The organism is Streptomyces anthophorae (genome assembly GCF_049310305.1).
Lineage (GTDB): Bacteria > Actinomycetota > Actinomycetes > Streptomycetales > Streptomycetaceae > Streptomyces.
Window position 1 is genome coordinate 3452130 of record NZ_JBLWQQ010000001.1, and the last position, 26133, is coordinate 3478262.

General features: G+C 70.9%; 29 protein-coding genes. 13 read left to right on the forward strand and 16 right to left on the reverse strand.

The annotated features are described in order from the left end of the window. Positions 1–75 precede the first annotated feature (75 nt). Positions 76–351, forward strand: coding sequence for a hypothetical protein (locus tag ACNYS0_RS15315; protein ID WP_422409547.1), 276 nt, complete (start codon positions 76–78; stop codon positions 349–351). Between the two features lie 82 nt (positions 352–433). Here the strand turns inward: ACNYS0_RS15315 and ACNYS0_RS15320 are convergent, their stop codons facing one another. Further along, positions 434–1189, reverse strand: coding sequence for a ferritin-like fold-containing protein (locus ACNYS0_RS15320; protein WP_422474080.1), 756 nt, complete (start codon positions 1187–1189; stop codon positions 434–436). A 527-nt stretch (positions 1190–1716) separates the two neighbouring features. Here ACNYS0_RS15320 and ACNYS0_RS15325 point away from each other — a divergent pair. Together ACNYS0_RS15325 and ACNYS0_RS15330 are read left to right on the forward strand one after the other, a co-directional pair. Then, a complete protein-coding gene (locus tag ACNYS0_RS15325; RefSeq protein WP_422474082.1) occupies positions 1717–4035 on the forward strand; it encodes a DEAD/DEAH box helicase in 2319 nt (772 codons plus the stop codon). Between the two features lie 81 nt (positions 4036–4116). Further along, positions 4117–5028, forward strand: coding sequence for an alpha/beta fold hydrolase (locus tag ACNYS0_RS15330; RefSeq protein ID WP_422474084.1), 912 nt, complete (start codon positions 4117–4119; stop codon positions 5026–5028). Positions 5029–5037: 9 nt separating this feature from the next. Here ACNYS0_RS15330 and ACNYS0_RS15335 read toward each other — a convergent pair whose 3' ends face one another. Beyond that, complete coding sequence (locus tag ACNYS0_RS15335) at positions 5038–5292, reverse strand: hypothetical protein (RefSeq protein WP_422474086.1); 255 nt, start codon at positions 5290–5292, stop codon at positions 5038–5040. Here ACNYS0_RS15335 and ACNYS0_RS15340 point away from each other — a divergent pair. Continuing rightward, positions 5276–5428 carry a hypothetical protein gene (locus ACNYS0_RS15340; RefSeq protein ID WP_306317966.1) on the forward strand — a complete coding sequence of 51 codons (153 nt, stop codon included), beginning with the start codon at positions 5276–5278 and terminating at the stop codon, positions 5426–5428. The two genes, ACNYS0_RS15335 and ACNYS0_RS15340, sit on opposite strands and share 17 nt — an antisense overlap. A gap of 86 nt (positions 5429–5514) precedes the next feature. Here ACNYS0_RS15340 and ACNYS0_RS15345 read toward each other — a convergent pair whose 3' ends face one another. From ACNYS0_RS15345 to ACNYS0_RS15355, 3 genes are all read right to left on the reverse strand, one after another. Next, complete coding sequence (locus ACNYS0_RS15345; protein WP_422474088.1) at positions 5515–6120, reverse strand: MarC family protein; 606 nt, start codon at positions 6118–6120, stop codon at positions 5515–5517. 79 nt (positions 6121–6199) lie between these two features. Further along, the gene (locus ACNYS0_RS15350) at positions 6200–7063 is read right to left on the reverse strand and encodes a PHP domain-containing protein (protein ID WP_422432086.1); all 864 of its coding nucleotides are present in this window, start codon (positions 7061–7063) and stop codon (positions 6200–6202) included. Between the two features lie 133 nt (positions 7064–7196). Further along, positions 7197–7835, reverse strand: a complete 639-nt coding sequence (locus ACNYS0_RS15355) for a DUF6758 family protein (protein ID WP_385768570.1) — start codon at positions 7833–7835, stop codon at positions 7197–7199. 200 nt (positions 7836–8035) lie between these two features. On the opposite strand from ACNYS0_RS15355, the gene ACNYS0_RS15360 reads away from it, so the two are divergent. Then, complete coding sequence (locus tag ACNYS0_RS15360) at positions 8036–9292, forward strand: MFS transporter (RefSeq protein ID WP_422474090.1); 1257 nt, start codon at positions 8036–8038, stop codon at positions 9290–9292. Positions 9293–9299: 7 nt separating this feature from the next. On the opposite strand, the gene ACNYS0_RS15365 is transcribed toward ACNYS0_RS15360, so the two are convergent. After that, positions 9300–9884 carry a suppressor of fused domain protein gene (locus tag ACNYS0_RS15365; protein ID WP_422474092.1) on the reverse strand — a complete coding sequence of 195 codons (585 nt, stop codon included), beginning with the start codon at positions 9882–9884 and terminating at the stop codon, positions 9300–9302. A 498-nt stretch (positions 9885–10382) separates the two neighbouring features. Here ACNYS0_RS15365 and ACNYS0_RS15370 point away from each other — a divergent pair, with 498 nt between their 5' ends. Both ACNYS0_RS15370 and ACNYS0_RS15375 read left to right on the forward strand, forming a co-directional pair. Continuing rightward, positions 10383–11513, forward strand: a complete 1131-nt coding sequence (locus ACNYS0_RS15370) for a magnesium and cobalt transport protein CorA (protein WP_422474094.1) — start codon at positions 10383–10385, stop codon at positions 11511–11513. A gap of 46 nt (positions 11514–11559) precedes the next feature. Next, on the forward strand, positions 11560–12075 hold the full coding sequence (locus ACNYS0_RS15375) for a hypothetical protein (RefSeq protein ID WP_422474096.1): 516 nt from the start codon (positions 11560–11562) through the stop codon (positions 12073–12075). A 197-nt stretch (positions 12076–12272) separates the two neighbouring features. Here ACNYS0_RS15375 and ACNYS0_RS15380 read toward each other — a convergent pair whose 3' ends face one another. Continuing rightward, a complete protein-coding gene (locus tag ACNYS0_RS15380) occupies positions 12273–12980 on the reverse strand; it encodes a hypothetical protein (protein WP_422482655.1) in 708 nt (235 codons plus the stop codon). A gap of 236 nt (positions 12981–13216) precedes the next feature. Here ACNYS0_RS15380 and ACNYS0_RS15385 point away from each other — a divergent pair, with 236 nt between their 5' ends. Genes ACNYS0_RS15385 through ACNYS0_RS15395 form a run of 3 tightly spaced genes read left to right on the forward strand, consistent with a single transcriptional unit; the run spans position 13217 to position 16237 of the window. Further along, positions 13217–14500, forward strand: coding sequence for a magnesium transporter MgtE N-terminal domain-containing protein (locus tag ACNYS0_RS15385; RefSeq protein ID WP_422474098.1), 1284 nt, complete (start codon positions 13217–13219; stop codon positions 14498–14500). Beyond that, the gene (locus ACNYS0_RS15390; protein WP_422474100.1) at positions 14490–15059 is read left to right on the forward strand and encodes a DUF1003 domain-containing protein; all 570 of its coding nucleotides are present in this window, start codon (positions 14490–14492) and stop codon (positions 15057–15059) included. The genes ACNYS0_RS15385 and ACNYS0_RS15390 overlap by 11 nt, the downstream gene beginning before the upstream one ends. A 44-nt stretch (positions 15060–15103) precedes the next feature. Beyond that, entirely contained in the window at positions 15104–16237 is a 1134-nt protein-coding gene (locus ACNYS0_RS15395) for an Mrp/NBP35 family ATP-binding protein (RefSeq protein WP_422474102.1), read from the forward strand. Positions 16238–16297: 60 nt separating this feature from the next. Here the strand turns inward: ACNYS0_RS15395 and ACNYS0_RS15400 are convergent, their stop codons facing one another. The 5 genes from ACNYS0_RS15400 to sigE form a co-directional block, all read right to left on the reverse strand. Beyond that, the gene (locus ACNYS0_RS15400) at positions 16298–16969 is read right to left on the reverse strand and encodes a hypothetical protein (RefSeq protein WP_422409523.1); all 672 of its coding nucleotides are present in this window, start codon (positions 16967–16969) and stop codon (positions 16298–16300) included. A 164-nt stretch (positions 16970–17133) separates the two neighbouring features. Next, the gene (locus ACNYS0_RS15405; protein ID WP_422474104.1) at positions 17134–17610 is read right to left on the reverse strand and encodes a sec-independent translocase; all 477 of its coding nucleotides are present in this window, start codon (positions 17608–17610) and stop codon (positions 17134–17136) included. A gap of 211 nt (positions 17611–17821) precedes the next feature. Continuing rightward, positions 17822–19060: a S1C family serine protease gene (locus tag ACNYS0_RS15410; protein WP_422474106.1), complete on the reverse strand. Its 1239-nt coding sequence runs from the start codon at positions 19058–19060 to the stop codon at positions 17822–17824. A gap of 131 nt (positions 19061–19191) precedes the next feature. Next, positions 19192–20190 carry an anti-sigma factor family protein gene (locus ACNYS0_RS15415; protein WP_422474108.1) on the reverse strand — a complete coding sequence of 333 codons (999 nt, stop codon included), beginning with the start codon at positions 20188–20190 and terminating at the stop codon, positions 19192–19194. Continuing rightward, complete coding sequence (gene sigE / locus ACNYS0_RS15420) at positions 20187–20900, reverse strand: RNA polymerase sigma factor SigE (protein ID WP_422474110.1); 714 nt, start codon at positions 20898–20900, stop codon at positions 20187–20189. Before sigE ends, ACNYS0_RS15415 begins: the two co-directional genes overlap by 4 nt. 228 nt (positions 20901–21128) lie before the next feature. Here sigE and ACNYS0_RS15425 point away from each other — a divergent pair, with 228 nt between their 5' ends. Continuing rightward, on the forward strand, positions 21129–21827 hold the full coding sequence (locus ACNYS0_RS15425) for an O-methyltransferase (RefSeq protein ID WP_422482657.1): 699 nt from the start codon (positions 21129–21131) through the stop codon (positions 21825–21827). Positions 21828–21991: 164 nt separating this feature from the next. Here the strand turns inward: ACNYS0_RS15425 and ACNYS0_RS15430 are convergent, their stop codons facing one another. Next, entirely contained in the window at positions 21992–22159 is a 168-nt protein-coding gene (locus ACNYS0_RS15430; protein WP_266713770.1) for a DUF3117 domain-containing protein, read from the reverse strand. A 320-nt stretch (positions 22160–22479) separates the two neighbouring features. On the opposite strand from ACNYS0_RS15430, the gene chcB reads away from it, so the two are divergent. After that, positions 22480–23283 carry a 2-cyclohexenylcarbonyl CoA isomerase gene (gene chcB, locus ACNYS0_RS15435; protein WP_422474112.1) on the forward strand — a complete coding sequence of 268 codons (804 nt, stop codon included), beginning with the start codon at positions 22480–22482 and terminating at the stop codon, positions 23281–23283. 17 nt (positions 23284–23300) lie between these two features. Here the strand turns inward: chcB and ACNYS0_RS15440 are convergent, their stop codons facing one another. Together ACNYS0_RS15440 and ACNYS0_RS15445 are read right to left on the reverse strand one after the other, a co-directional pair. After that, positions 23301–23900 (reverse strand): DNA-3-methyladenine glycosylase I, encoded by a 600-nt coding sequence (locus ACNYS0_RS15440; RefSeq protein ID WP_422474114.1) that lies wholly within the window; start codon positions 23898–23900, stop codon positions 23301–23303. Continuing rightward, a complete protein-coding gene (locus ACNYS0_RS15445; RefSeq protein WP_422474116.1) occupies positions 23897–24298 on the reverse strand; it encodes a DivIVA domain-containing protein in 402 nt (133 codons plus the stop codon). Before ACNYS0_RS15445 ends, ACNYS0_RS15440 begins: the two co-directional genes overlap by 4 nt. A gap of 139 nt (positions 24299–24437) precedes the next feature. Here ACNYS0_RS15445 and folP point away from each other — a divergent pair, with 139 nt between their 5' ends. After that, positions 24438–25298 carry a dihydropteroate synthase gene (folP, locus tag ACNYS0_RS15450; RefSeq protein ID WP_422474118.1) on the forward strand — a complete coding sequence of 287 codons (861 nt, stop codon included), beginning with the start codon at positions 24438–24440 and terminating at the stop codon, positions 25296–25298. A gap of 27 nt (positions 25299–25325) precedes the next feature. On the opposite strand, the gene ACNYS0_RS15455 is transcribed toward folP, so the two are convergent. Further along, positions 25326–26075: an LOG family protein gene (locus ACNYS0_RS15455; protein ID WP_422409512.1), complete on the reverse strand. Its 750-nt coding sequence runs from the start codon at positions 26073–26075 to the stop codon at positions 25326–25328. Between the last annotated feature and the right edge of the window lie 58 nt (positions 26076–26133).

Sequence of the window (26133 nt, forward strand, 5' to 3'; positions counted from 1 at the left end):
TTGCGCCCGGGGGGCCAGGGGTAGACCGGCTACGTCCGACACGCACCCAACGGCCGCGCGGGAGGTATCCGCACCATGCTTCTCGAAGTTCTCGGCTCCGCACTGCTCGGCATGGCACTCGCCCTCGGGGCGGGCCACCGACTGCCGCACAGGCTGCCGTCACGCACACTCGTGCTGCCGACCGGCGTCGCGGGCGCCCTGTTCGGGGCGTTCGTCACCCACAGCGCGCTCGGCCCCGGCCATGCGATCGCCACGCTCGGCGGCGCGGTCGCGATGTCCGTGGCGCTGCTCTCGCTGCTGCTGCGCCCCACCCGGGGCAGAGCGCGGCAGCAGCTGACTCCGTACGCGTAGACGATCCAGCGACAGAAGAACCGGCAGGACCGGAAGAAGTCGGAGAAAGCCGGCAGCGGCCGGTAGAGGCCGGAAGGCGGCGTCAGGCAGCGAGGCCGAGCGCCGCCATTCGCTTGGTGTGCGCCTCGGTGATCCGCGAGAACATCTTGCCGACCTCGGCCAGGTCGAAGCCGTCGGCCACGCCCCCGACCAGCATCGTCGACAGCGCGTCCCGGTCCGCGACCACGCGCTGCGACTGCGACAGGGCCTCCCCCATCAGGCGCCGCGCCCACAGCGCGAGCCTGCCGCCCACGCGCGGGTCGGCCTCGATCGCGGCGCGCACCTTCTCCACGGCGAACGACGCGTGGCCGGTGTCGTCGAGCACGGCGAGGACGAGCGAGCGGGTGTCCGAGTCGAGGCGGGCCGCGACCTCCCGGTAGAAGTCGGACGCGATCGAGTCGCCGACGTACGCCTTGACCAGGCCCTCCAGCCAGTCCGACGGGGCGGTCTGGCGGTGGAAGCCGTCGAGCGCGCCGACGAACGGGTCCATCGCGTCGGTCGGCTCCACGCCGATCGCCGAGAGCCGGTCGCGCAGCTGCTCGAAGTGGTGGAACTCGGCGGACGCCATCTTGGCCAGCTCCGCCTTGTCGGCCAGCGTGGGCGCCAGCTTCGCGTCCTCGGCGAGCCGCTCGAACGCCGCCAGCTCCCCGTATGCGAGCGCGCCCAGCAGGTCGACGACGGCGGCGCGGTAGTTGTCGTCCGCGGCCGCGGTGGCCCAGTCCTGGGCGGCGATTCCGGTGAGGCCCTGGTTTTCCTGGGGTGCGTCGGCGGTCGGCTTGGCGTTGTCAGGCGTCTCCATGAAGCGCACAATAGCCCGCTCTCCGGGTCCTGGAAGTCCCTGGTCAAGGAGTGTGACGACGGCTACGTACGGCATTCGGCCATCGCATATGCGCGATTCCGGGGTATGGTGGTAAAGAGCCCGCCGAGTGCAAGGCGCTGCAAGAGGCGCTTCTGCGCACTTTCGGACGGGCCTCATGAATGAGGATGCCCGGTCGGAGGCCCGATCGGCTCCGACCCGACAGCCCTCCGGGTCGTACGTCACAAGGCGTACGGATCGAGGAGGGGCCCTCAGCGGCACGAGCGCTCGAGCGTCGGCAGTGGTCCCGCGCCATCCGGTCCACCCGATCCCCGCAGACCGCGGCTCGAGTCCGGTGTACCAGACCGGCACGGTCGAGAAGACCCCCGCGTTCGCCTCGCGCCGCACCTCACAGAAGAGGCAACACCCTGACTACGCAGACTTCGACTTTCCGTCAGCTCGGCATCCTTCCCGAGACGGCGGAGGCCCTTGAGGCCGTCGGCATCATCAATCCCTTTCCCATCCAGGAGATGACCCTCCCCGTCGCCCTCGGCGGCTCGGACGTCATCGGCCAGGCCAAGACCGGTACGGGCAAGACCCTCGGTTTCGGCCTTCCGCTCCTGGAGCGCGTCACCGTCCCCGCGGACGTCGAGGCGGGCCGGGCCACGCCCGAGCAGCTGACCGACGCCCCGCAGGCCCTCGTCGTCGTCCCGACGCGCGAGCTGTGCCAGCAGGTGACCAATGACCTCCTGACCGCCGGCAAGGTGCGCAACGTGCGCGTCCTCGCCATATATGGCGGTCGTGCGTACGAGCCCCAGGTCGAGGCCCTGAAGAAGGGCATCGACGTCGTCGTCGGTACGCCCGGCCGACTGCTCGACCTGGCAGGCCAGAAGAAGCTGAACCTCTCGCACGTCAAGGCGCTCGTCCTCGACGAGGCCGACGAGATGCTCGACCTGGGCTTCCTTCCCGACGTCGAGAAGATCATCAACATGCTTCCGGCGAAGCGCCAGACGATGCTGTTCTCGGCGACCATGCCGGGCGCCGTCATCGGCCTGGCCCGCCGCTACATGTCGCAGCCGACGCACATCCGTGCCACGTCGCCGGACGACGAGGGCGCGACGGTGCGCAACATCGCGCAGCACGTGTACCGCGCGCACAACATGGACAAGCCCGAGATGGTCGCGCGCATCCTTCAGGCCGAGGGCCGCGGACTCTCGATGATCTTCTGCCGTACGAAGCGCACGGCGGCCGACATCGCGGACCAGCTCAAGCGCCGCGGCTTCGCCTCCGGCGCGGTCCACGGCGACCTGGGCCAGGGCGCCCGCGAGCAGGCCCTGCGCGCCTTCCGCAACGGCAAGGTGGACGTCCTCGTCTGCACCGACGTCGCCGCGCGCGGCATCGACGTCGACGACGTGACGCACGTCATCAACTACCAGTCCCCCGAGGACGAGAAGACCTATCTGCACCGCATCGGCCGCACCGGCCGCGCGGGCAAGAAGGGCATCGCGATCACGCTGGTCGACTGGGACGACATCCCGCGCTGGCAGCTGATCAACAAGGCCCTCGAGCTGGACTTCAACGACCCGGTCGAGACCTACTCCTCCTCGCCGCACCTCTACGAGGAGATGAACATCCCGGCGGGCACCAAGGGTGTGCTGCCGCGCTCGTCGCGCACGCGCGCCGGGCTCGAAGCCGAGGAGATCGAGGACCTGGGCGAGACCGGTGGCCGCGGGGCGTCCTCCGCGCGCGGTGGCCGGGGCGACCGTGACCGCGGCCGCGATCGTGACCGTGACCGTGGTCGGGACCGCGAGCAGCGTGAGGAGCGCGAGCGCCCGGCGCGTACGCCGCGCCGCCGTCGCCGGATGCGCGGTGGCGAGCCGGTCGGCGCCGGAGAGGCCACGGCCGCCCCGGCGACCACTCCCGCCCCCGCTGCCGCTCCCGTCGAGGAGTCCGCCGAGCCGCGGACGCCGCGTCGTCGCCGCCGCACCCGCGGCAACGCCGCCGCCACGCAGGTCGCGCCGGTGGCCCCCGCCGCCGAGGCGGCCGTGGCGACGGTCGAGGCGGAGATTCCCGCCCAGCCGCGCAGCCGTACGCGCAAGAAGGCCGAGGCCGTCGTCGAGACGGTGGAGGCCGTGCCCGCGGCCGCTGAGCCGGAGCAGGCCGCGCCGAAGGCCAAGCCCGCGCGCACCCGCAAGAAGGCGGAGGCCGCGGTCGAGACGGCCGAGGTCACCGAGGTCGCCGAGGCCAAGCCCGCCACCCGGACCCGTACGCGGAAGAAGGCCGAAGCGGCCGTCGACACCGCGGAGGCCGCCGAGGCCAAGCCCGCCACCCGGACCCGCACCCGCAAGAAGGCGGAGACCGCGGTCGACACCGTCGAGGCCACCGAGGCGAAGCCCGCGCGTACGCGCAAGAAGGCCGAGCCGGTCGCCGAGGCGGCGGACGCGAACGAGGCGAAGCCGGCCCGCACGCGTACGCGCAAGAAGGCGGAGGCCGCGGTCGACACCGCGGAGGCCGCCGAGGCGAAGCCCGCCGCGCGGACCCGCACCCGTAAGAAGGCCGAGCCCGTCGTCGAGACCGCTGAGGCGGCCGAGGCGACCGTGACGAAGCCGCGTCGTACGCGCAAGAAGGCGGAGGTCGCGGTCGACACCGCGGAGGCCGCCGAGGCGAAGCCCGCCACGCGCACCCGCAAGAAGGCCGCGCCCGCCGCCGACGCCGCCGAGGCGAAGCCCGCCACGCGGACCCGGACCCGTAAGAAGGCCGAGCCCGCCGTCGAGACCGCTGAGGCGGCCGAGGCGACCGTGACGAAGCCGCGTCGTACGCGCAAGAAGGTCGAGGCCCCCGAGGCCTGATCGGTCCACGGCGAAAGGCCCGGATCCCGCTGCTGCGGGGTCCGGGCCTTCGTTGTCGGTGGCTGCGCGTAATCTCGGCACATGAGCAGGCCCGCGACCTTCACCCCGCCGCCCGGCACCCGTGCGCACCGCCTCCGCACCGCCCGTGGCGACTTCGCCGCGCTCACCGGCGAGCCGGCCGAGGGCCCGGTCCTGGGCACAGCTCTGCTGCTTCCCGGGTTCACGGGGAGCAAGGAGGACTTCATCGAGCTGCACGCCCCGTTGAGCGCGGCCGGTTACCGGACCGTCGCCGTGGACGGCCGCGGGCAGTACGAGTCGGAGGGCCCCAAGGACGACGAACGGCCCTACCAGCAGCGCGAGTTGGCGCGCGATGTGCTCGCCCAGGTGGCGGCGCTCCGGACCGGCGAAGGAACCGACGAAGGAACCGGCGAAGGAACCGGCGCAGGAGTCGGCCGGGTGCATCTGCTCGGCCACTCGCTCGGCGGACTCGTCGCGCGCGCGGCGGTCATCGAGGATCCCGCGCCCTTCGCCTCGCTCACGCTGATGTCCTCGGGCCCCGCCGCCGTCGCACCGCCCCAGCAGGAGCGCGCCAAGCTGCTCCAGGACGCCCTCGCCGTGCTCGACATGGGGCAGGTGTGGGAGGCGATCCAGGGCCTGGACGCCCCCGAGGACGCCGCCGACCTCCGGGGTGACGGCGAGGACCTGCGCCGCCGCTGGATGCGGAACAGCCCGGCCCAGCTCATCGCCACGGCGGGACAGCTGCGCGCGGAGCCGGACCGGGTCGACGAGCTCGCCGCCCTCGGCCTCGCGATACATGTGCTGTCGGGCGAGCGGGACGACACCTGGCCCGTGCCGCTCCTCGACGACATGGCGGCGCGCCTCGGCGCGGAGCGCACCGTCGTCGCCGGAGCCGAGCACTCCCCCAATACCGACCGGCCGGGGGCCACGGCCGCCGCCCTCGCCGCCTTCTGGGATCGCCACCCGGCGGCGTAGAACCGCAGGTCACAGGCTTCTCGCGGCACTACTGACGCGCGAGTAATTAGCCGATCGAAAAATTTCCTTAGCGTAGGGAATGTTTGCAGCGAGCAACTCGTTGTACCCCTTGGAACGCGCGGCGCCGAGGCCGCGCAATTCACTCTTAACGGCCGGGCAACCGCCCGGCCGTACGGCGGGATCAAGCTGAGAAGCCCCGCACCAGTAGTTCTCCTTCAGGAGGATCACCAGACGAAGGGAGAAGCCCATGCGCTTCGAAATCATGCGACTCGACGATGTCGACGGCACCGCCGTGGACAGCACCGTCGTGGACGCCGCCTCCGTCAACCGGATCGTTCAGCAGGCCGCCGCCATCGGGCAGCGCCTCTACATCCGCCCGGCAGAGTCGTCCGCCTCGTAACGGCGTAAGACGACTTTCACGCGTCGAAGCCCCCGTACGCACGGTGCGTACGGGGGCTTCGCTGTGCCAGGGGCGACGCGGCGCGGTCAGGAGCCCTGGATCACCTGCGTCACGCCGTTGATGATCTGCTGCACCGCGATCGCGGACAGCATCATGCCCGCGAGCCGGGTCACCAGGACCACGCCGCCGTCCTTGATGACGCGGATGATCACCAGCGAGTAGCGCATCACCAGCCACAGCACCACGTGGATCGCGATGATCGCGGACCAGACGGAGAGCTGGTCCCCCATCGAGTCCGCGTCCTGCACCGCGAGGATCACGGAGACGATCGCGCCGGGCCCGGCGAGCAGCGGCATGCCGAGCGGCACGAGGGCGACGTTCACGTCCTTGGTCTGCTTGGGCTCGTCCGTCTTGCCGGTCAGCAGGTCGAGCGCGATCAGGAGCAGCAGCAGACCGCCCGCGATCATCAGGGCCGGGACGGAGACGTGCAGATAGGCCAGGATCTGATTGCCCAGGACGCCGAACACGGCGATGACGCCGAAGGCGACGCAGACCGCCTGGAAGGCCATGCGCTTCTGGACCTTGGCGGGGCGGCCCGCGGTGAGGGCGAGGAAGATCGGGGTGATTCCGGGGGGATCCATAATCACAAAAAGCGTGAGAAAAAGGGATCCGAAGACGGCAGCGTCGAACACGGTGGGGTGCCTTGCGAGAGTGGTGCGGAAGGGTGGGTCGGGGCACGCAGGAGTGCGTACGTGGTGAGCGCGGGGCGCGTCAGGCGCGGTGTCCGCCGGCGCCCGGCACCGGGAAGGCGCCCGTCGCGCGCCGCGTGATCTCCCCGTAGACCTCGGGGTCGGTGGTGTACTCGCCGAGCACGCACGTCTTGCGGCTGCCGTGGTAGTCCGAGGACCCGGTGGTCAGCAGGCCGACGTCGGCCGCGAGGCCGCGCAGGCGCTCGCGGGTCGCGGCGTCGTGGTCCATGTGGTCGACCTCGATGCCGTCGAGCCCTGCCTCCGCCAGCTTCGCGATCGCCGACTCGGGAACCGTACGGCCGCGCTTGACCGCGGCGGGGTGCGCGAAGACGGTGACGCCACCGGCGGCCTTGACCAGCCGGATCGCCTCGAAGGGGTCGGTCTCGTGCTTCGGGACGTACGCACGCGCGCCGTCGGCGAGCCAGTCGCCCGTGAAGGCGTCCGAGACCGTCGGTACGACGCCGAGCTCGACCAGGGCCGTGGCGACGTGCGGGCGGCCGACCGAGCCGTCGCCCGCGATCCGGGCGACCTGCTCCCAGGTGACCGGCACACCGAGCTCGTTCAGCTTGGCGATCATGCCCTTGGCGCGCGGCACCCGGTCGTCGCGGACCAGCTCGCGCTCGGCGAGCAGGGCCGGCTCCTCGGGGTCGAAGAGGTACGCCAGCATGTGCATGCTCACGCCGTCGAGGCGGCAGGAGAGCTCGGCACCGGTGACGAGGGTGAGCCCCTCGGGCAGGGCGGCGACGGCCTCGGCGTGCCCGCGGGTGGTGTCGTGGTCGGTGAGCGCGACGACGTCCAGGCCGGACGCGGCGGCGTTCCGTACGAGTTCGGCCGGGCTGTCCGTGCCGTCGGAAGCGGTGGAGTGGGTGTGCAGATCGATGCGCACGGCTGCGTACTCCAGGCTCGACGGACTGACGGGGACCGCTCAAGGATAACGGGGATTCCCGCACCCCCGTCACCACCGAACCCGGCGCAGACCCCTTACCGCACAGGCCCCTTACGCGGCCCGGATCCCGGAGCTACTTCAGAATGCGCGGCGACAGCGCCCCGCACGGCAGCAGGTCCACCTCGGCGCCCGCGTCGCGCAGGTCCGTGAGCACCAGCTCGTCGTACATCAGCATCCCCGTCTGCTCCGGCCACACGACCGCCCACAGCCACAGCCCGCGCGCCTCACCGGCGAAGACCGCCCGGTCGTCAGGGGTGCCGGAGACGTGCCACATCGGGGTGGGCCTGCCCGCGGCGAGCACCTTGGCCTGCGGTGGCCCGGAGACCTCCATGTACGGACCGGGGTCGGGGCCGTCGATCCCCGCGTAGCGCGCACCGAGCCCGACGCCCAGCTCCTCGGCGACGAGCACCAGCTCACCGGGGCCGCCGAGCGGTCCGGGTCCCGAGCAGGCGACGGCGGTGGCACGACCGCCGTGGCGCTCGTCCCCCGCGTTGGCCACGCCGGTGAACAGCCAGCCGACGGGCAGCGGCCAGGGCATCCAGACCGGCACCCGCGCGCGGCGCACCACGACGCTGAGCGCCTCGACGCTGGGCGGGATCACGGGCTGCATCGGATGCACGGTCCCGTGCACATCGCACTGCCAGGAGTCGGCAAAGAGTCCGGGAGCCCTGACCCGGCCACCACACTTCGGGCAACTGGGTTCGCCCCTCATAGAGCCCCACGGTCCTCCCCGTCCCGCGCCGCGTCAAGGACGATCACCCGTCCGGAGGGCAGCGCCGTGGCGTCCCGACCAGGGCAGATAGATGTAGCTTGCATTAATTAGCTGCTCTAACTTATTATGTGTATACGCCAACGATCCATGCGGACTCGAACGGTCCACAGGACCTCGAAGGACTCGAAGGAGCAGCAGGCATGAGCCACAGCAGTACAGGGGGTCCCGCCGAAGGGGACACGTTCGACGCAGGTGCCGGCAGCCTCCTGCGTCAACCGAAGGCGGTCTGGGCGACCGCCGGGGCATCCGTCGTCGCCTTCATGGGCATCGGCCTGGTCGACCCGATCCTGCCGTCGATCGCCAAGGGCCTCGAAGCGACACCGAGCCAGGTCTCCCTGCTCTTCACCTCGTACTTCCTGATCACCGCCATCGCGATGCTGGTGACCGGATTCGTCTCCAGCCGCATCGGCGGCAAGAAGACCCTCCTCGTCGGACTCGCCCTCGTGGTGGTCTTCGCGGCGCTCGCGGGCACGTCCGGTTCCGTCGGCGAACTGGTCGGTTTCCGCGCGGGCTGGGGTCTCGGCAACGCGCTCTTCGTGTCGACCGCACTCGCGGTCATCGTCGGAGCCGCCGCAGGTGGCAGCGCCGCCGCGATCCTTCTCTACGAGTCCGCGCTCGGACTCGGCATGGCCTGCGGGCCACTGGTCGGCGCACTGCTCGGCAACGCCAGCTGGCGCTACCCGTTCTTCGGCACCGCCGCGCTGATGGCCATCGGCTTCGTCTGCATCACGGTGTTCCTGAAGGAGCAGCCGAAGCCCGCGAAGAAGACCTCGATCCTCGACCCGATCAAGGCGCTGGGCCACGGCGGCCTCGCGTCCGCGGCGATCTCGGCCTTCTTCTACAACTACACGTTCTTCACGGTGCTGGCCTTCACGCCGTTCGTGCTGAACATGACCCCGTACAAGTCGGGCGCGGTGTTCTTCGCCTGGGGCGTGCTGCTCGCGCTGTTCTCGGTGATCGTCGCGCCGCGCATGCAGGCCAGGTTCGGCTCGCTGAAGGTGCTCGGCGGTTCGCTCGTACTGCTCGCTCTGGACGTGCTCGTCCTCGGCTACGGCAACCACACCGCGGCCGTCGTCTGCACGATCCTGTCCGGCGCCTTCATCGGCGTGAACAACACGGTCTACACGGAGCTGGCGCTCGGCGTCTCGGACGCGCCGCGCCCGGTGGCGAGCGCCGGCTACAACTTCGTCCGGTGGTTCGCCGCCGCGGCCGCCCCGTTCTTCGCGCCGAAGATCGAGGAGTGGAGCAACATCCGCATTCCGTTCGTGGTCGCCGCGATCACGGCGGTGCTCGGCGCGATCGTGGTCTGGGTGCGCCGGAGCGCACTCACCCACGAGGCCGAGGAGCTGGAGCCGAAGCACGCCACCGAGGACAGCGTCTCCGTCTACGCGAGCTGACCGGTTGTCAGTCCAGGGGAACGGACTTGCGCAGTGGATCGCGCAGGTCCGTTCCGCTGTTCAGCCACTTCTCCTGGAGCGCGGCGGCGCCGTGCACCCGCTTCCACGCCGCCTCGTTCGGCGTCATGGGCAGCAGCGGCAGGAAACGCACGGGGTCCAGCGGGGCGTCGAGGTCGAGATCCTCGATCAGGCCGCCGGGCTCCGCGACGAGCGTCGAGGTGAACGGGGCGGCGGGCCACAGCGGTTCGCCCACGTCGAGCGACGCGCCCGGCGCCACGACGAGTCCTTCGACCTGCGGGGAGGCCGCGAGGACCGCGAGCGGGCGCAGCACCTTGTCGGTGTCGGCGAGGCCGGCGCGGACCGTCAGGACCAGCTCGGCGCGGGGGCCCGCGACCGGGTCGGCGAGGGCCGCCGTGGGGTCGGTCATCGGGGACGCGGACATGCCGAGGGTGGCGTACCGCACCACGTCGCCCTCTGTGAAGCGCAACACCTCGATCCGGTCGGTGCCGAGGAAGGTGACGGCCGCACGCGCGTCCGGTTCACCCAGGGTTGCCCTGAGACGCGCCTCCACGAGCGCAAGAACTTCTGCCATCCCGCGAGCATAGATCTCGCACCCAACGGGTAAGGACTGGGCCCGCTTTCGCCGGTCGGCTGATAGTCTTGGCCGCTGGTCGGGACAACACGCAGTGCGTGTCCGCCGAGGGCCCCCGCGAGCCCGTCGGAATTCCGACCCGTTTCTCGTCCCCCACGGGGGACCGGCCGGAGGAGGTGGGGCTGTCATGGATCGAAGTCGACCGTGCAGTACTACCCGTTCTTCCGGCCTGTAGGGCCCAGGGCCTCATCTCACCCGCAGTCAGCCGCACCCCGTGCTGGCCGCACCTGCCGGAAGAGCACTTCGTTCCCCTGATCTCATCGACGTCCCTCCCGGACGTCGCGATCTGAATCAGTCAGCGAAGCCGCCCAGCGTCGGTGCGGTGCTTCCCGCTTTGTGGACGTGCAGCATGTCCCGGTTTCCGGTTGACCAGGACGTCCTCATTCCGGGTGGTTCCACCCGACGCGCGGCGACTCCCGCCCGCGAAGGAGCCTGCCCATGTCGATGATGCGCGACCTGCGAGCCGCCGTCCGTCCCTCGCTGCGCAAGAGCGTCGCCCCGTATGCCAACGAGGCCAGGTCCTCGTACGACTTCACCCGCGACGAAGCCGCCTGCTCGGCCGTCGTGGACTGTGCCGTGTACCGCGACGGGGTCCGTGTCCCGTCCTCCGAGTGCCTCACGCCCGGCGGGGCGAAGCACCAGGTGCGGCGCGACGGCGGATTCGCCTGGATCGGCCTGCACGAGCCGACCGAGGAGGAATTCGCCGGTATCGCCGCCGAGTTCGGGCTGCACCCGCTCGCCGTCGAGGACGCCGTCCACGCCCACCAGCGGCCCAAGCTGGAGCGCTACGACGACACGCTGTTCACCGTCTTCAAGACCATCCACTACGTCGAGCACGCCGAACTCACCGCGACCAGCGAGATCGTGGAGTCCGGCGAGGTCATGTGCTTCACCGGCCGGGACTTCTTCATCACGGTCCGGCACGGCGGCCAGGGCTCGCTGCGCGCGCTGCGGCACCGGCTCCAGGACGACCCCGAGCTGCTCGCCAAGGGCCCGAGCGCCGTGCTGCACGCCATCGCGGACCACGTCGTCGACGGGTATCTGGCCGTGGCCGACGCGATGCAGGACGACATCGACGAGGTCGAGACCGAGGTCTTCTCGCAGCCCGGCAAGGGCTCCCCGCGCGGCTCGGACGCGGGCCGGATCTACCAACTCAAGCGCGAGGTACTGGAGTTCAAGCGGGCCGTCGCCCCGCTGCGGCGCCCCTTGCAGCTGCTCAGCGAGCGCCCGATGCGGCTCATCGACCCGGACATCCAGAAGTACTTCCGGGACGTCGCCGACCACTTGGAGCGCGTACAGGAGCAGGTCATCGGCTTCGACGAGCTGCTGAACTCGATCCTCCAGGCCAATCTGGCGCAGGCCTCCGTCGCCCAGAACGAGGACATGCGCAAGATCACCTCGTGGGCCGCGATCATCGCCGTACCGACCATGGTCTGTGGCGTGTACGGCATGAACTTCAAGTACATGCCGGAGCTGCACTGGCGGTTCGGTTACCCGTTGGTGCTCGGCGTCACCGTCGCCGCCTGTTTCTCGATCCACCGGATGCTGAAGCGGAACGGATGGCTGTAGGTCCTTCGGTGGCGGTGGCTTCGGTGGCGGTGGCTACGCTTTCCGCATGACGACTGCTGAACTGCTCGATGCCGCCCTCGTCGAGGAGGCCACGAAGAAGTCCGGGCTGATCTGGGTGCGCGGCGAGCGCGGCGTGGAGCGGGCCCTGTGGCACGTGTGGCACGAGGGCGCGGCGTGCCTCGTCGGTGACGGGCCCGGCGAGCAGCCGCTGCCCGGCCTCGTCGACGGCGGCGCGGCCCTCGTCACCGTGCGCAGCAAGGACAAGGGCGGGCGGCTCGTCGGCTGGCGGGCGAAGGTGGTCGAGCTGGCGCCGGGCACGGAGTCGTACGAGGCCGTGGTCGGGGAGCTGAAGGGGAAGCGGCTGAACGCGCCGGACTCCGAGACGATGCCGGAGCGGTGGGCGCGGGAGTGCCGGGTGCTCCGCCTTGAGCCCGTGGGTGGTGTGCCGGAACCGGCGTCCGACGGGTCGTTGGCCGCGGCCCCGGTGGGGTCGCCGGCCACGACGCGGAATCCGGTGCCGGCGGGGCTGCCGAAGCTGTTGGCTCGGCGGAAGCGGCGTTGACGCCTCGGGGCTCCGCCCCGGACCCCGCTGCTCAATCGCCGCAGGGGCTTGATGTCCTCGCCTCAGAGGCTTGATTTCCTCACCTCGGGGACTGATGTCCTCAATCGCCGGACGGGCTTGAATTATCAAGCCCGTCCGGCGATTGAGGACAAGCCCGAAGGGCGAGGGGGCAAGGGGGCGGAGCCCCCAGGCGCGGGTCACCCCGGCAGGGCCTGGCCGTAGTCGACCGTTTCGGTGGAGCCCGGTTCGCGGAGCGGGAAGTCCTTGCCCCAGTCGCTGAGTTGGATGGTGCCGGCGCCCCCGGCCCGCTCCAGGCGCATCGGGTACGCGCCGCCCTCCAGGGAGACGTCGAGCGTGCCGCCCGCGCCCTTGGCGCCGGTCAGCTCTATCGTGCGGACACCGCCCGCCGAGCCCCGGTCGCCCTTCGCGAGCGTGCCGTGCAGCCCGAGCAGCCCGTCGAGCAGCACGCCCTTGTCGGTGAACGTGCTCAGCCGCTGGTACGCCGGGTCGCCCTTCGGCACCTTCACGTACTTGCCGTCGAGCTTCTGCCCGGCGTTGCCCGCCGGGTGCTCGCTCTTGCCGTCCTCGGAGTGCGTCCAAAAGCCCGCGCCCGCCTTGAGGTACAGATGGTCGTCGACCCGCAGCAGCCGGAACGTGCCGCCGCCCGTGCTCACCGAACCGGTGCCCCCATTGGCCTTCAGCCGCATGTCCAGCTTGTACGTCTTCTTGTTGACGACCACCGTGCCGGCGACGTGCACCGCGTCCGCGCCGCGGGCCGCCCGGACCGTACGGGACTGGATCTTGGCCGGGGTCAGCTTGCCGACCCCGTTCGTCCCCGCGTCCGGGTCCTCCTCGCTGCATGCCGCGAGGCCCACCGCGAGCCCCGTGCACATCACGCCCACCATGAGTGTCCTGCGGGTACGGCGGTTGAGGGGGCGCAGGGTCACGGGCGGACTACCTCTCGTACGGCAGCTTGGTGGGGGCAGGTACGGCAGCGTACCTCCGCGATCTGCGGTTACCCGCCCAGGCCGGGTGGCCGACGCGCAAAGGCGCGGGGAACGGGGAGCGGCTAGCCTGGGCGGGAAATTGCCTGCATATATGGATGAATGCGGACGAGACTCGGAAGGAGGCGCGCGAGAGCATGGCTGGAGGCGCTCCCCGGATCTTCGTGTCGCACCTCTCCGGCATCACCGTCTTCGACCCGAACGGTGATCAGGTGGGCCGCGTACGCGACGTGGTGGCGATGCTGCGCGCGAGCCGCAGGCCGCCGCGGCTGCTCGGGCTCGTCGTCGAGCTGTCGACCCGGCGGCGCATCTTCCTGCCCATGACCCGCGTCACCGGGATCGAGTCCGGACAGGTGATCACGACGGGTGTGCTCAACGTCCGGCGTTTCGAACAGCGGCCCACCGAGCGGCTCGTGCTCGGCGAGATGCTCGACCGGCGCGTACGGCTCGTGGAGACCGGCGAGGAGGTCACCGTCCTCGACGTCTCCATCCAGCAGCTGCCCGCGCGCCGCGACTGGGAGATCGACCGGGTCTTCGTACGCAAGAGCCCGCCGAAGCGCGGCGCGTTCCGGCGCGCCAAGGGCGAGGCGATCACCGTCGACTGGTCGGGCGTCGACGGCTTCAACCTGGAGGAGCACGGGCAGGGCGCGGAGAGCCTGCTCGCCACGTTCGAGCAGCTGCGCCCCGCCGACCTCGCCAACGTGCTGCACCACCTCTCCCCCAAGCGCCGCGCGGAGGTCGCCGCGGCGCTCAGCAACGAGCGCCTGGCCGACGTCCTGGAGGAGCTCCCCGAGGACGACCAGATCGAGGTGCTCGGCAAGCTGAAGGAGGAGCGCGCCGCCGACGTCCTGGAGGAGATGGACCCGGACGACGCCGCCGACCTCCTCGGGGAGCTGCCCGAGGACGACAAGGAACGCCTCCTCGACCTCATGAAGCCCAGCGAGGCGGCGGACGTGCGGCGCCTGATGGCGTACGAGGACAGGACCGCGGGCGGCCTGATGACGACCGAGCCGATCGTGCTGCGCCCCGACTCGACGGTCGCCGAGGCCCTCGCCCGCATCCGCAATCCCGACCTGTCCCCCGCGCTCGCCGCGCAGGTGTACGTGTGCCGGCCGCCGGACGAGACGCCGACCGGCAAGTACCTGGGCACGATCCACTTCCAGCGGCTGCTCCGCGATCCCCCGTACACGATGGTCAGCTCGATCCTCGACGATGATCTTCAGGCCCTGACCCCGGCGGCCGGGCTGCCGGAGATCGCCGGGTTCTTCGCGACGTACGACATGGTGGCCGCACCCGTCGTCGACGACAGCGGCTCGCTGCTCGGCGCCGTGACCGTGGACGACGTACTGGACCACATGCTGCCCGAGGACTGGCGCGAGCAGGAGTTTCACCTTTCGGGGGAGGTGAACCATGCCGACTGACGAACGCGAGCGCGACGCTCCGCGCAGGCCGCGCATCCGGCTCGACCAGCCGCGCGCGCCGAAGCGGAAGCTGATCCCCGATTACGACCCCGAGGCCTTCGGCAGGCTCTCGGAGCGGATCGCACGCTTCTTGGGGACGGGCCGGTTCATCGTCTGGATGACGGTGCTCATCATCGTGTGGGTGGTGTGGAACATCGTCGCGCCCCCCGATCTGCGCTTCGACGAGTACCCGTTCATCTTCCTGACGCTGATGCTGTCGCTTCAGGCCTCGTACGCCGCCCCGCTGATCCTGCTCGCGCAGAACCGGCAGGACGACCGCGACCGGGTCAATCTCGAACAGGACCGCAAGCAGAACGAGCGCTCCATCGCCGACACCGAGTATCTGAGCCGTGAGATGGCGGCCCTGCGGATCGGGCTCGGCGAGGTCGCGACGCGCGACTGGATCCGCTCCGAGCTGCAGGACCTCGTCAAGGAGCTGGAGGAGCAGCGGCAGTCCGCCGCGGGCTCCGGCGTATTCCCCGCCGAGCGCGAGCGGGGACGTGACGTAGACGACCGGTGACAGGGCTTTCCCGGTGCGGGTTACCCCGCCGTAGACTCGGGTGCATGGCTACGGAAGACGCGGTGCGCGAGGCACTCGCGACAGTGAACGACCCCGAGATCAACCGGCCCATCACCGAGTTGGGGATGGTCAAATCGGTCGACATCGGTGCGGACGGAGTCGTCGCGGTCACCGTGTATCTGACCGTCTCGGGCTGCCCGATGCGCTCGACGATCGAGAACAACGTGCGCGAGGCGGTCGCCCGCGTCGACGGCGTGACCGATGTGCAGGTCACCCTCGACGTGATGAGCGACGAGCAGCGCAAGGAGCTGGCGACGGCGCTGCGCGGCGGCACCGCCGAGCGCGAGGTCCCGTTCGCCAAGCCCGGCTCGTTGACCCGCGTGTACGCGGTGGCCTCCGGCAAGGGCGGCGTCGGCAAGTCCTCGGTGACCGTGAACCTGGCGGCCGCGCTCGCCGCCGACGGCCTGAAGGTCGGCGTCGTCGACGCGGACATCTACGGGCACAGCGTCCCGCGCATGCTGGGCGCCGACGGCAAGCCCACGCAGGTCGAGGACATGATCATGCCGCCGTCGGCGAACGGCGTGAAGGTCATCTCGATCGGCATGTTCACGCCGGGCAACGCGCCGGTCGTGTGGCGCGGCCCGATGCTGCACCGCGCGCTCCAGCAGTTCCTCGCGGACGTGTTCTGGGGCGACCTGGACGTGCTCCTGCTCGACCTGCCGCCCGGCACCGGCGACATCGCCATCTCCATCGCCCAGCTGGTCCCGAACGCGGAGATCCTGGTCGTCACCACGCCGCAGCAGGCCGCCGCCGAGGTCGCCGAGCGGGCCGGTTCGATCGCCGTGCAGACGCACCAGAAGATCGTCGGTGTCGTCGAGAACATGTCCGGGCTGCCCTGCCCGCACTGCGGCGAGATGGTCGACGTGTTCGGCACGGGCGGCGGCAAGCTGGTCGCCGAGGGCCTGACCAGGACCACGGGTACGGACGTTCCCGTCCTCGGCTCCATCCCCATCGACGTACGCCTGCGCGAGGGCGGCGACGAGGGCAAGCCGATCGTGCTCACCGATCCGGACTCCCCCGCGAGCTCGGCGCTGCGCGGCATCGCGGACAAGCTCAGCGGCCGCCAGCGCGGCCTGTCGGGCATGTCCCTGGGGATCACCCCGCGCAACAAGTTCTGAGCCCTGACGGACCGTGAGAGAACGGCGGGCCGCCCTTTCCGGGCGGCCCGCCGTTCTTCGTCACGCGTCCGGTTCCGGCTCCAGCGCCGCGATGTCCTTCACGACGGAGAACCCGAGCCCGTACGCGCTCATGCCGCGCCCGTACGCGCCCAGGTGCACCCCGGCCTGCGTGGAGCCCGCGAGCACCCAGCCGTACTCGGACTCCCGGTAGTGGAACGGGGTGGGCACTCCGTCCACCGGCAGCGTCAACGCCGCCCAGTCCTCCGACGCGAGGTCGTCCGCGAGCACCCACGCCGTCTCGGTCTGCTGCTCCAGCCAGTCGTCGCGCAGCGTGTGGTCCATCTGCACCGGCCAGGTGTACGAGAGCAGTCCGACGCCGGCGAGCCAGGCCGCCGAGGAGACGGACGTGGCCTCCAGGACGCCGGTGCCGTCGGCGGTGCGCCGTACGGGATTGGCGGCGACGGTCACCACGACCGCGAACCGCTCGGTGTCTTCCGTGAGCTCACTGCGTACGGACGGCTCGTCCCCGTGCCCGATCGAACCGTGCTCGACGGAACCGTCCGCCGTGGTGCCGACCTGCATCAGCCAGCGCGGTCCCGTGAAGGCCTCGTCGAGGCCGTACCACGGGAAGGGCGCCAGCAGGTAGCCGTCGACCGTACGCCGGGCCGTGAGAGCCTCGCCGGCCCCCTCGGTGGCCGGCGCCTGCGCGCCTACCCGACTCGTCGTCTCCATGTACCCGGCCGCCTCCTCGCTCAGTTACGGACCGGCGCGGCCCGCCCCCCTCGGGCGTCCTCACGTCCGCTCCGCGCAACAACAAGGCAGGATGCCACACCGGGTCCGCGGGGCCCGGTTTCGTCAGGCGTGGTTCAGCCGTGTTCGAGGTGGTTCGGGGTGGTTCAGGTCGCGTCCGCGTCGAAGGGCGGCGGCTCGACGGCGGCCGGCTTCGCGGAACCCTCGGGGCGCTTCTGCATGTCGACCGCCTCGGGCCGCTTCCGCATGTCCACGCGGCCACCGCCGGACGGGCTCGACGCCCCGGAGTCCTCCAGCTCACCCACGGTGCGCGCGGCGTCGGAGACGTCGGCCATCTCCTTCTTCAGGTCGAAGCCGTTGCGAATCTCCTTGAGCCCCAGCTCGTCACTGTCCAGCTGCTTGCGGATGAACGTCTTGGGGTTCAGGTCCTCGAACTCGAAGTCCTTGAACTCGGGGCCGAGTTCGTCGCGAATGTCCTGCTTCGCACTGTCCGAGAACTCCCGGATTTTCCGAATGGTCCGTGAAACATCCTGAATGACCTTGGGAAGCTTGTCGGGGCCGAACACGAGAACGGCCAGCACGACGATCGTCACGACCTCCAGCGGGCCAATATCGTTGAACACCTTGCACTCCTAGCGTGTCCTCGGCCCGCGATCGGTCATCAGCAGCAGGTCTTCGGCAGGGTCCGGCAGCGGACCCGGTCCACGGTACCCGGCCCACCTGTCCATTCGGTAGCCACCGGGGAACCTCCAGGATCGCGCATCCCGCGCCATGACCGGTCAAGAGCCGGTCAGCCACCGGTATGGGGTCGGTCAGGGAACGGCCGGAACCCGGTCAGCCCCCGCCGGCGGAACCGAGGACGAGCGACAACTTCCGCTCCTTTCCGCCCCGTTCGACCGTGAGAACCAGTTTGTCCTTGGGGCGGTGGGTGCGGATCTTGACGATCAGCTCCTCGCCGGAGTGCACGGGGACGCCGTCGACCGCGGTGATCACATCGCCCTGCTGGATCCCCGCCCTGGCGCCCGGACCGCCCGGGCTGACGGCCGAGCCGCCGTTGTTGCCCTTCGTGCCGACGCGGGCGCCGTCGCCCGAGTAGTCCATGTCGAGGGTGACCCCGATCACCGGATGCGTCGCCCGCCCGGCGTTGATCAGCTCCTCGGCCACGCGTTTCGCCTGGTTGACCGGGATCGCGAAGCCGAGGCCGATGGAGCCCGACTGCCCCTCGGGCAGCTCCGAACCGCCGGTGTCGGCCGACCGGATCGCGCTGTTGATGCCGACGACGCGGGCCTTCGCGTCGACCAGCGGCCCGCCGGAGTTGCCGGGGTTGATGGGCGCGTCGGTCTGCAACGCGTCCACATAGCTGACGTCGCTCCCGTCGCCCTTCTCACCGCCCGCCGTGATGGGCCGCCCCTTGGCGCTGATGATGCCGGAGGTGACCGTGTTCGCCAGGTCGAAGGGGGCTCCGACGGCGACGACGGGGTCGCCCACCTGCACGTTCTCGGAGTTGCCGAGGGGCAGCGGCTTCAGCCCGCGCACCCCGGACACCTTGATCACCGCGAGGTCGTAGCCGCTGTCGTGCCCGACCGGCTCGGCCCGGGCGCTCTCACCACTGGAGAACGTGACCGATATCTCACCGTCGGAGTCGGCCGAGGACACGACGTGATTGTTCGTGAGGATGTGCCCCTGGCCGTCGAGCACGAAGCCGGTGCCGGTGCCCTCCTCCGACGAACCCGCGGTGTGGATGGTGACGACGCCGGGCAGGGTGCGCGCCGCGATTCCGGCCACGCTGTCGGGGTCCCGGTGCTTGGATTCGGCGGCGGCCTGCGGCAGCCGGATGTGCGCCCCGACGCCGGTCCGCTCCATGTACGACCCGATCGCCCCGCCGATTCCTCCGGCGACCAGCGCGATGACGACACCCCCGACCACGAGCCTGCGCCGCTTCGGACGAGCGATTTCAAGCCCCTGCGGCGATTGAGCAGCGGGGTCCGGGGCGGAGCCCCGAGGCGTGGGAACGGTCGACCGCTCGGCCACCTCACTCCTGGCGGAGCCCTCCGTGGGAATCCCCTCGTCCATGTCCCGCCGCTCTCCCCAAGCCTGGCCCGCGGCACCGCACCGCCGGCTCCCACGCGCGCGACCCGGATCCGCACCCGACGCACCGCCTCACCTGGATTCAACCAGGTTCGGCGGCGCGGGCGCAGAGAGTGTCAGCGCAGCGAGGAAGGACGGGACGACGCGGTCGGCGAGGAGGCCGAGGCGGCGGAGAGGCCGGCCCCGGGCGCCCCGAAGGAGGTGCCGTCGGACGAGGCCGAGGGCGGGGCGGAGGGCCGCGCCGCGACCGAGACCGCGACGGCGGGAGCGGCGGGCCGTATGAGAGGCGACATACGGGCCGCACCGGCCAGCAGCGGCGTCGAGAACGGATAGCCCGCACTCTCCGCGTGGCCACCGCCGGGCAGCAGCGGCGCGCCCGCCTCGGTCGGCGAGACGGGTGCCGCGAGGGCGCCCCCGCGCTGGCCGAGCGGCGAGGCGTACGACCTGCGGCGCTGGGTGTCAGAGGCCGAGGCGGCACCGGAGGGCTGGCTGCGCAGCGGCGTGACATTGCTGCCGGAGCCGCCACCGCGCGCGTCGCCGCCGTCGGCCGGGGCCGCGGTCGTGACCCCGCCGAGCGCGATCGCGGCGAGCGACACCGCGCCGGCGGCGGCGAACGCGAAGCGGCGGGACCGCGAGCCCCGGTCGCTCTCGTGCCGGTCGGGACGGGCCACCTCGTGGATGCGGAAGCCGCGCTGGTCGCTGGGGAGCACCGCGGCGTGCGCCGCGGACGGCGCGTAGCCGAAGGGCTCCGGGTCTACGTCGAAGACTCCCTGGCCGAAGCCGCGGATGCCGCCGAGGGGTCGACCACCGCCGAATCCGCCTCCCCCGAACGGTGGTGTGCCACCGTCGGAGTCACCTCCCGCGGGCAGCCCCTGGAGGCGGGCGAGAAAGCTCTCGGAGGGCGGCGGCGGGGCCGCCTGTGCGAAGACGCTCTTGAGGCGGCGCTGGGCGTCGGCCTCGGCCTTGCACCGGGCACACGTCGCCAGGTGCGCGAGGACGCGCTCGCGGGCGTCGTGGTCCAACTCGCCGTCGACCAGGGCGGCCAGCCTGTCCCCCAGGTGTTCGTCGGCCGCGGTCTGTTGGCGTTCGGCAGGATTGAGACGTGATCCACTCACGCGGTCGCGCCCCCTCCTCCGAGGATGGGGAAGGCGCCCGTCCCACAGGCCTCGGCGAGCGTGCGGCGCTCCTTGCGGGCCTCGGGCGAGCGGTGCTGGAGCGCCTTGCGCAGCTGCGAGCGGCCACGGTGGATCCGACTGCGGACCGTGCCCAGCTTCACGCCGAGGGTCGCGGCGATCTCCTCGTAGGAGAGTCCCTCGATGTCGCACAGGACGACGGCGGCGCGGAACTCGGGCGCGAGGGTGTCGAGCGCCTGCTGGACGTCGGCGTCGAAGTGCGCGTCGTTGAAGACCTGCTGCGGCGAAGGTTCTCTGCTGGGCAGCCGCTCGGCGGCGTCGTCACCCAGCGCGTCGAAGCGGATGCGCTGCTTGCGACGGACCATGTCGAGGAACAGGTTCGTGGTGATGCGGTGCAGCCAGCCCTCGAAGGTGCCGGGCGTGTACGTCGAGAGCGAACGGAAGACACGGACGAAGACCTCCTGCGTGAGGTCCTCGGCGTCGTGCTGGTTCCCCGTCAGGCGGTACGCCAGGCGGTAGACGCGGCCACTGTGCGTGCTGACGATCTCCTCCCAGGAAGGGGGAGTCCACGCCTGTGATTCCGCATCGGCGGCAAAGGTCGCGGTCTGCGCGGAGTCAGTGGTGCGGATTCGGTCAGCGGTGTTGGTCACGGATTTCGGCTCACCCGCCGACCTGAGAAGACGCCGAAGCACTCCTCCCCGATCCACAGGCGCAGCCGCACCTCCCCTGTCGGCTCTGGTGGTGTCCAGTGGAGCACCTACCATAGCCACTCCGTCCGTTAGCTCCGGATAAGCGTTTTTACTCAGATTTGCCGGTCGCCTCTCGACCGCCGCCCGCACGGCTGTCGCCATCGCGTTCTCCCCCGCAGTTCCCCTTGTCCAGCCTGCTCTTTCCCCCTGCATGTTCAAACGCGCGGTCCCATCTGCGAGTTCCCGCCACCAACGGATAAAGTCACGCGCAGGCATCCACGGGGACGGGAGAGGGCCATTACCGGCAACCGGCAGACGAGTTGGGCGTTCGCCGACGCCTTTGTCGCCGAGGACGACGCGATTCGCTGGGCCCGGGACCGGGCTCGCGAGGCAGGGCTGTACCCGGTGTCCCCCGGCGCGGGCGCGACATTGGGGATGCTCGCTGCCACGGTAGGGGCGAAGGCCGTCGCCGAGATCGGTACGGGCACGGGCGTGTCGGGGGTCCACCTGCTGCACGGGATGCGGCCCGACGGCGTCCTCACGACGGTCGACCCCGAACCGGAGCGGCAGCAGTTCGCGCGCCAGGCGTTCCGCGCGGCCGGCTTCGCCAGCAACCGGGCCCGGTTCATCCCCGGCCGCGCCCTGGAGGTGCTGCCGCGGCTCGCCGACAGCGGGTACGACCTGGTCTTCTGCGACGGTGACCCGCTGGAGTGCCTCGACTACCTCGCTGAATCGTTGCGCCTGCTGCGGCCCGGTGGCCTGGCCGTCTTCCAGGGGGTCTTCGCCGAGGGGCGGACCGTCGACGCGGGGCCGCAGCCGGTGGAAGTGGTGCGCCAGCGCGAGCTGCTGCGGGCCGTGCGCGAGAGCCCCGAGCTGGTGGCGTCGGTGCTGCCGGTCGGCGACGGGCTGCTCTGCGCCGTCAAGCGCTGAGGCGGGCGCGGCGGCGGGGCCCCGGGCCCACCTCCCTCTACACATACGACTGCCCCGGCATCAAATGTGTGCCGGGGCAGTCGAAAAGGTATGGTCGCTCGCGCGTCAGCCGACGACCGCCCCCACCCCACCTCGGCGGGGAAGGGACGCGGGTGCAGAAGGTGTCAGCCCACTACCTTCTTCAGTTCGTCACCGAGGGCGCTTGCCTCGTCCGGCGTCAGCTCGACCACGAGCCGACCGCCGCCTTCGAGCGGAACGCGCATGACGATGCCCCGCCCCTCCTTGGTCACCTCGAGCGGGCCGTCACCCGTCCGCGGCTTCATGGCCGCCATGCTCGTTCCCCTTCCTGAAACCAGCTCATCGTCAGCCGACGGCCCTATGGATGGGCACACGTCACCGGCATCGAACACATTGCTTCCAGGCCATTATCCCGCATCGCGGGACCCGATGACCAACATCGGTCCGCATCGCTTGCGCAACGCACTTGACCAAAACCACTCAATTCGGGGATCCGACTGCGATACTGCGCCATCTTCGGACCCAAGCCGACGCGAATTCGTTAGACGCAGGTCACATGCCGAGGGCGTTCCATGCGTCGTGATCTACGCCATGCTGAGCACGGACGACTGAGCGACCGCATAGGAGGAGTCCCATGGCAGACACCGTGCTCTACGAGGTGAGCGACGGGCTCGCGACGATCACGCTGAACCGCCCCGAGGCGATGAACGCGATGAACACCGAGTCCAAGGTCGCCCTCCGCGACGCGGTGCAGGCGGCCGCCGCCGACGAATCGGTACGGGCGGTGCTGCTGACAGCGGCCGGCGACCGGGCGTTTTGCGTGGGTCAGGACCTCAAGGAACACGTCGGCTCGCTGCTGGCGGACAAGGAGTCCGGCGAGGGCCGCACCATGAGCACGGTGCGTGAGCACTACAACCCGATCGTGCGGGCGCTGACCCAGATGCCGAAGCCCGTGGTGGCCGCGGTGAACGGCGTGGCGGCCGGCGCCGGGTTCGGTTTCGCGCTCTGCGCGGACTACCGGATCGTGGCGGACAGCGCGTCCTTCAACACCTCGTTCGCGGGCGTGGCGCTGACCGCCGACTCCGGGGTCTCCTGGACGCTGCCCCGGCTGATCGGCCCCGGCCGCGCGGCCGATCTGCTGCTCTTCCCGCGCTCCCTGAAGGCTCAGGAGGCCTACGAGCTGGGGATCGCGAACCGGCTCGTGCCGGCCGCCGAACTCGCCGAAGAGGCACGGAAGTTGGCGCGCACGCTCGCCGAGGGCCCGACCGTCGCCTACGCCGCGCTGAAGGAGTCCCTGGCCTTCGCGGGGGACCACTCCCTCGACGAGGCGCTCGACAAGGAGGACGAGTTGCAGACGCGGGCCGGCGCCTCCGAGGACCACACCATCGCGGTGCAGGCCTTCATCGCGAAGGAGCGCCCGAAGTACCTCGGGCGCTGAGCCGGTTCACACCGGACTCACACCTTCGTCCGCTCGCGGGACACGCAGTCCGCCAGATGGTCGTTGACCAGTCCGCAGGCCTGCATCAGCGCGTACGCCGTCGTCGGGCCGACGAAGCGCAGGCCGCGCTTCTTCAGCTCCTTGGACAGGGCCGTCGACTCGTCGGTGATCGCCGCCACATCGCCCAGCACCCTCGGGGCCGGACGGGTGGCGGCGTCCGGCGCGAAGGACCAGATCAGCTTGTCCAGCTCGCCGGACGGCCAGTCCACGAGCACGCGCGCGTTCGCCAGCGTCGCGTCGATCTTGGCCCGGTTGCGGATGATGCCGGTGTCGGCGAGCAGCCGCTCGCGGTCGGCGTCCGTGAAGGCCGCCACGTCCGCGATCTTGAAGCCGGAGAACGCGGCGCGGAAGCCCTCGCGGCGCCTGAGGATCGTGATCCAGGACAGGCCCGACTGGAACGCCTCCAGGCAGAGGCGCTCGAACAGCGCGTCGTCGCCGTGGACCGGGCGACCCCACTCCTCGTCGTGGTACGCGACGTAGTCCTCGGTCGAAAGCCCCCAGGGGCAGCGCGGCTTTCCGTCGGGGCCGGGGACGGCGCCCCCTGTCGGCTCGCTCACCGGAACCCCTCCCCCGTACCGAATCCGAATCCGTACTCGCCGGGCGGCGCGTAGCCCGTGTCCGGGCCCGGCTCGGGCGGCCGCGGGGCGGACCGGCCGTGGGCCGAGGTGAGGGCGGCCTCCAGCTCCGTGATGCGCGCGTCCCGCTCGGCCAGTTCGGCCCCGAGGCGGTTCAGCGCGTCGTCCACCTCCGCCATGCGGTAGCCCCGCACAGCGGTGGGCAGCCGAAGCGCTTCCAGATCGGCGGCGGCCAGGGGGCGGTCGGGCGGCAGGGGGTCCGCGTAGAACTGGGACGGCTCGTCGCGCAGCGCGCCGCTGTCGCCGCCGCCGATGACCGCGAACGTCACCGCCGCGATCACCACGACCAGCGCGGCGACCAGAAACAAGAACATGACCATGTCTGCCGTCCCCTGCGTTCGACCGGGCCGTGCGGCCCTCAACCCTCAGGCTTCGATCGTGCCATGCCGCACTGACAGTTAAGGTCGCAGACGACGTTCAAGCGGGAACCAGAGAGAACCAGAAGGAGAGTCACAGGGGATGCTCAGGCTGGGCCAGCACGAATTTGGTGCGCACGAGCCGGTGATCATGGCGATCGTGAACCGGACCCCGGACTCCTTCTACGACCAGGGCGCCACCTTCCGCGACGAGCCCGCGCTCGCCCGCGTCGAGCAGGCGGTGTCCGAGGGCGCCATGATCGTGGACATCGGCGGCGTGAAGGCAGGCCCGGGCGAGGAGGTCACCGCCGAGGAGGAGGCGCGGCGGACCGTCGGCTTCGTCGCCGAGGTGCGGCGCCGCTTCCCCGACGTGATCATCAGCGTCGACACCTGGCGGCACGAGGTCGGCGACGCCGTCTGCGAGGTGGGCGCGGATCTGCTGAACGACGCGTGGGGCGGAGTCGACCCGAAGCTCGCGGAGGTCGCGGCGCGCCACCAGGTGGGCCTCGTGTGCACGCACGCGGGCGGCGCCGAACCCCGCACGCGCCCGCACCGGGTGACGTACGAGGACGTGATGGCCGACATCCTGGACGTGACGGTGTCGTACGCGGAGCGGGCCGTCGCCCTCGGGGTGCCGCGCGAGTCCGTGCTGATCGACCCCGGTCACGACTTCGGGAAGAACACGCGGCACTCCCTGGAGGCGACGCGGCGCCTTCCGGAGATGGTCGACACGGGCTGGCCGGTGCTCGTCTCGCTGTCCAACAAGGACTTCGTCGGCGAGACCCTCGACAAGCCGGTCAAGGAGCGGGTCATCGGGACGCTCGCGACCACGGCGGTCTCGGCGTGGCTCGGGGCGCAGGTCTACCGGGTGCACGAGGTCGCGGAGACGCGGCAGGTGCTCGACATGGTGGCGTCCATCGCGGGCCACCGGCCCCCGGCGGTCGCCCGCCGGGGACTCGTGTAACGGCCGTCTTCCAGGGGCCCAGGGGGCCTACTTGCCGGTCTCCTTGGTGACCAGCGTGATCGCCTCCTCCACGTCGTCCGTGACGTGGAACAGCAGCAGGTCGGCCTCCGAGGCCTTGCCCTGGGCGATCACCGTGTTCTTCAGCCAGTCGACCAGGCCGCTCCAGTACTGCGAGCCGAAGAGGACGATCGGGAAGCGCGTCACCTTCGTGGTCTGCACGAGGGTGAGCGCCTCGAAGAGCTCGTCCAGGGTGCCGAGACCGCCGGGCAGCACCACGAAACCCTGGGCGTACTTCACGAACATCGTCTTCCGTACGAAGAAGTAGCGGAAGTTCAGGCCCAGGTCGACGTACGGGTTGAGGCCCTGCTCGAAGGGCAGCTCGATGCCGAGGCCGACCGAGGTGCCCTTGGCCTCCACGGCACCCTGGTTGGCCGCCTGCATGGCGCCGGGCCCACCGCCGGTGATCACCGCGAAGCCGGCCTCCACGAGGGCCTTGCCGATGGCCACACCGGCCTCGTACTCCGGCGAGTCCACCGGTGTGCGCGCCGAGCCGAACACGCTGATCGCGGGCGGCAGTTCGGCGAGCGTGCCGAAGCCCTCGATGAACTCCGACTGGATCCGCAGGACCCGCCACGGGTCGGTGTGCACCCACCCCGAAGGGCCTTCCGTGTCGAGCAGACGCTGGTCGCTCGTCCCTGGCTGCATCTGGTCACGGCGCCGGACCACCGGCCCCGTCCGCTGCTCCTTGGGACGTCGCTTGCCCTCCGGGTTGCTCATCGTCTGCTCCCTTCCTGCGCAGGTATCACGCACTTGCGTAGAGCAAGGGTAGGTCTAC

Excerpts from the sequence above, each read along its gene's own strand:
- ACNYS0_RS15325 (WP_422474082.1), top strand. The coding sequence starts at position 1,717 with ATGACCCTCCCCGTCGCCCTCGGCGGCTCGGACGTCATCGGCCAGGCC.
- ACNYS0_RS15320 (WP_422474080.1), bottom strand. The coding sequence starts at position 1,189 with ATGGAGACGCCTGACAACGCCAAGCCGACCGCCGACGCACCCCAGGAA.
- ACNYS0_RS15365 (WP_422474092.1), bottom strand. The coding sequence starts at position 9,884 with ATGGCAGAAGTTCTTGCGCTCGTGGAGGCGCGTCTCAGGGCAACCCTG.
- ACNYS0_RS15370 (WP_422474094.1), top strand. The coding sequence starts at position 10,383 with ATGTCGATGATGCGCGACCTGCGAGCCGCCGTCCGTCCCTCGCTGCGC.
- ACNYS0_RS15395 (WP_422474102.1), top strand. The coding sequence starts at position 15,104 with ATGGCTACGGAAGACGCGGTGCGCGAGGCACTCGCGACAGTGAACGAC.
- ACNYS0_RS15430 (WP_266713770.1), bottom strand. The coding sequence starts at position 22,159 with ATGGCGGCCATGAAGCCGCGGACGGGTGACGGCCCGCTCGAGGTGACC.
- ACNYS0_RS15315 (WP_422409547.1), top strand. The coding sequence starts at position 76 with ATGCTTCTCGAAGTTCTCGGCTCCGCACTGCTCGGCATGGCACTCGCC.
- ACNYS0_RS15355 (WP_385768570.1), bottom strand. The coding sequence starts at position 7,835 with ATGAGGGGCGAACCCAGTTGCCCGAAGTGTGGTGGCCGGGTCAGGGCT.
- ACNYS0_RS15390 (WP_422474100.1), top strand. The coding sequence starts at position 14,490 with ATGCCGACTGACGAACGCGAGCGCGACGCTCCGCGCAGGCCGCGCATC.
- ACNYS0_RS15385 (WP_422474098.1), top strand. The coding sequence starts at position 13,217 with ATGGCTGGAGGCGCTCCCCGGATCTTCGTGTCGCACCTCTCCGGCATC.
- ACNYS0_RS15410 (WP_422474106.1), bottom strand. The coding sequence starts at position 19,060 with ATGGACGAGGGGATTCCCACGGAGGGCTCCGCCAGGAGTGAGGTGGCC.
- chcB (WP_422474112.1), top strand. The coding sequence starts at position 22,480 with ATGGCAGACACCGTGCTCTACGAGGTGAGCGACGGGCTCGCGACGATC.
- ACNYS0_RS15455 (WP_422409512.1), bottom strand. The coding sequence starts at position 26,075 with ATGAGCAACCCGGAGGGCAAGCGACGTCCCAAGGAGCAGCGGACGGGG.
- ACNYS0_RS15360 (WP_422474090.1), top strand. The coding sequence starts at position 8,036 with ATGAGCCACAGCAGTACAGGGGGTCCCGCCGAAGGGGACACGTTCGAC.
- ACNYS0_RS15330 (WP_422474084.1), top strand. The coding sequence starts at position 4,117 with ATGAGCAGGCCCGCGACCTTCACCCCGCCGCCCGGCACCCGTGCGCAC.
- ACNYS0_RS15380 (WP_422482655.1), bottom strand. The coding sequence starts at position 12,980 with ATGGTGGGCGTGATGTGCACGGGGCTCGCGGTGGGCCTCGCGGCATGC.
- ACNYS0_RS15375 (WP_422474096.1), top strand. The coding sequence starts at position 11,560 with ATGACGACTGCTGAACTGCTCGATGCCGCCCTCGTCGAGGAGGCCACG.
- ACNYS0_RS15445 (WP_422474116.1), bottom strand. The coding sequence starts at position 24,298 with ATGGTCATGTTCTTGTTTCTGGTCGCCGCGCTGGTCGTGGTGATCGCG.
- folP (WP_422474118.1), top strand. The coding sequence starts at position 24,438 with ATGCTCAGGCTGGGCCAGCACGAATTTGGTGCGCACGAGCCGGTGATC.
- ACNYS0_RS15340 (WP_306317966.1), top strand. The coding sequence starts at position 5,276 with ATGCGCTTCGAAATCATGCGACTCGACGATGTCGACGGCACCGCCGTG.
- ACNYS0_RS15400 (WP_422409523.1), bottom strand. The coding sequence starts at position 16,969 with ATGGAGACGACGAGTCGGGTAGGCGCGCAGGCGCCGGCCACCGAGGGG.
- ACNYS0_RS15335 (WP_422474086.1), bottom strand. The coding sequence starts at position 5,292 with ATGATTTCGAAGCGCATGGGCTTCTCCCTTCGTCTGGTGATCCTCCTG.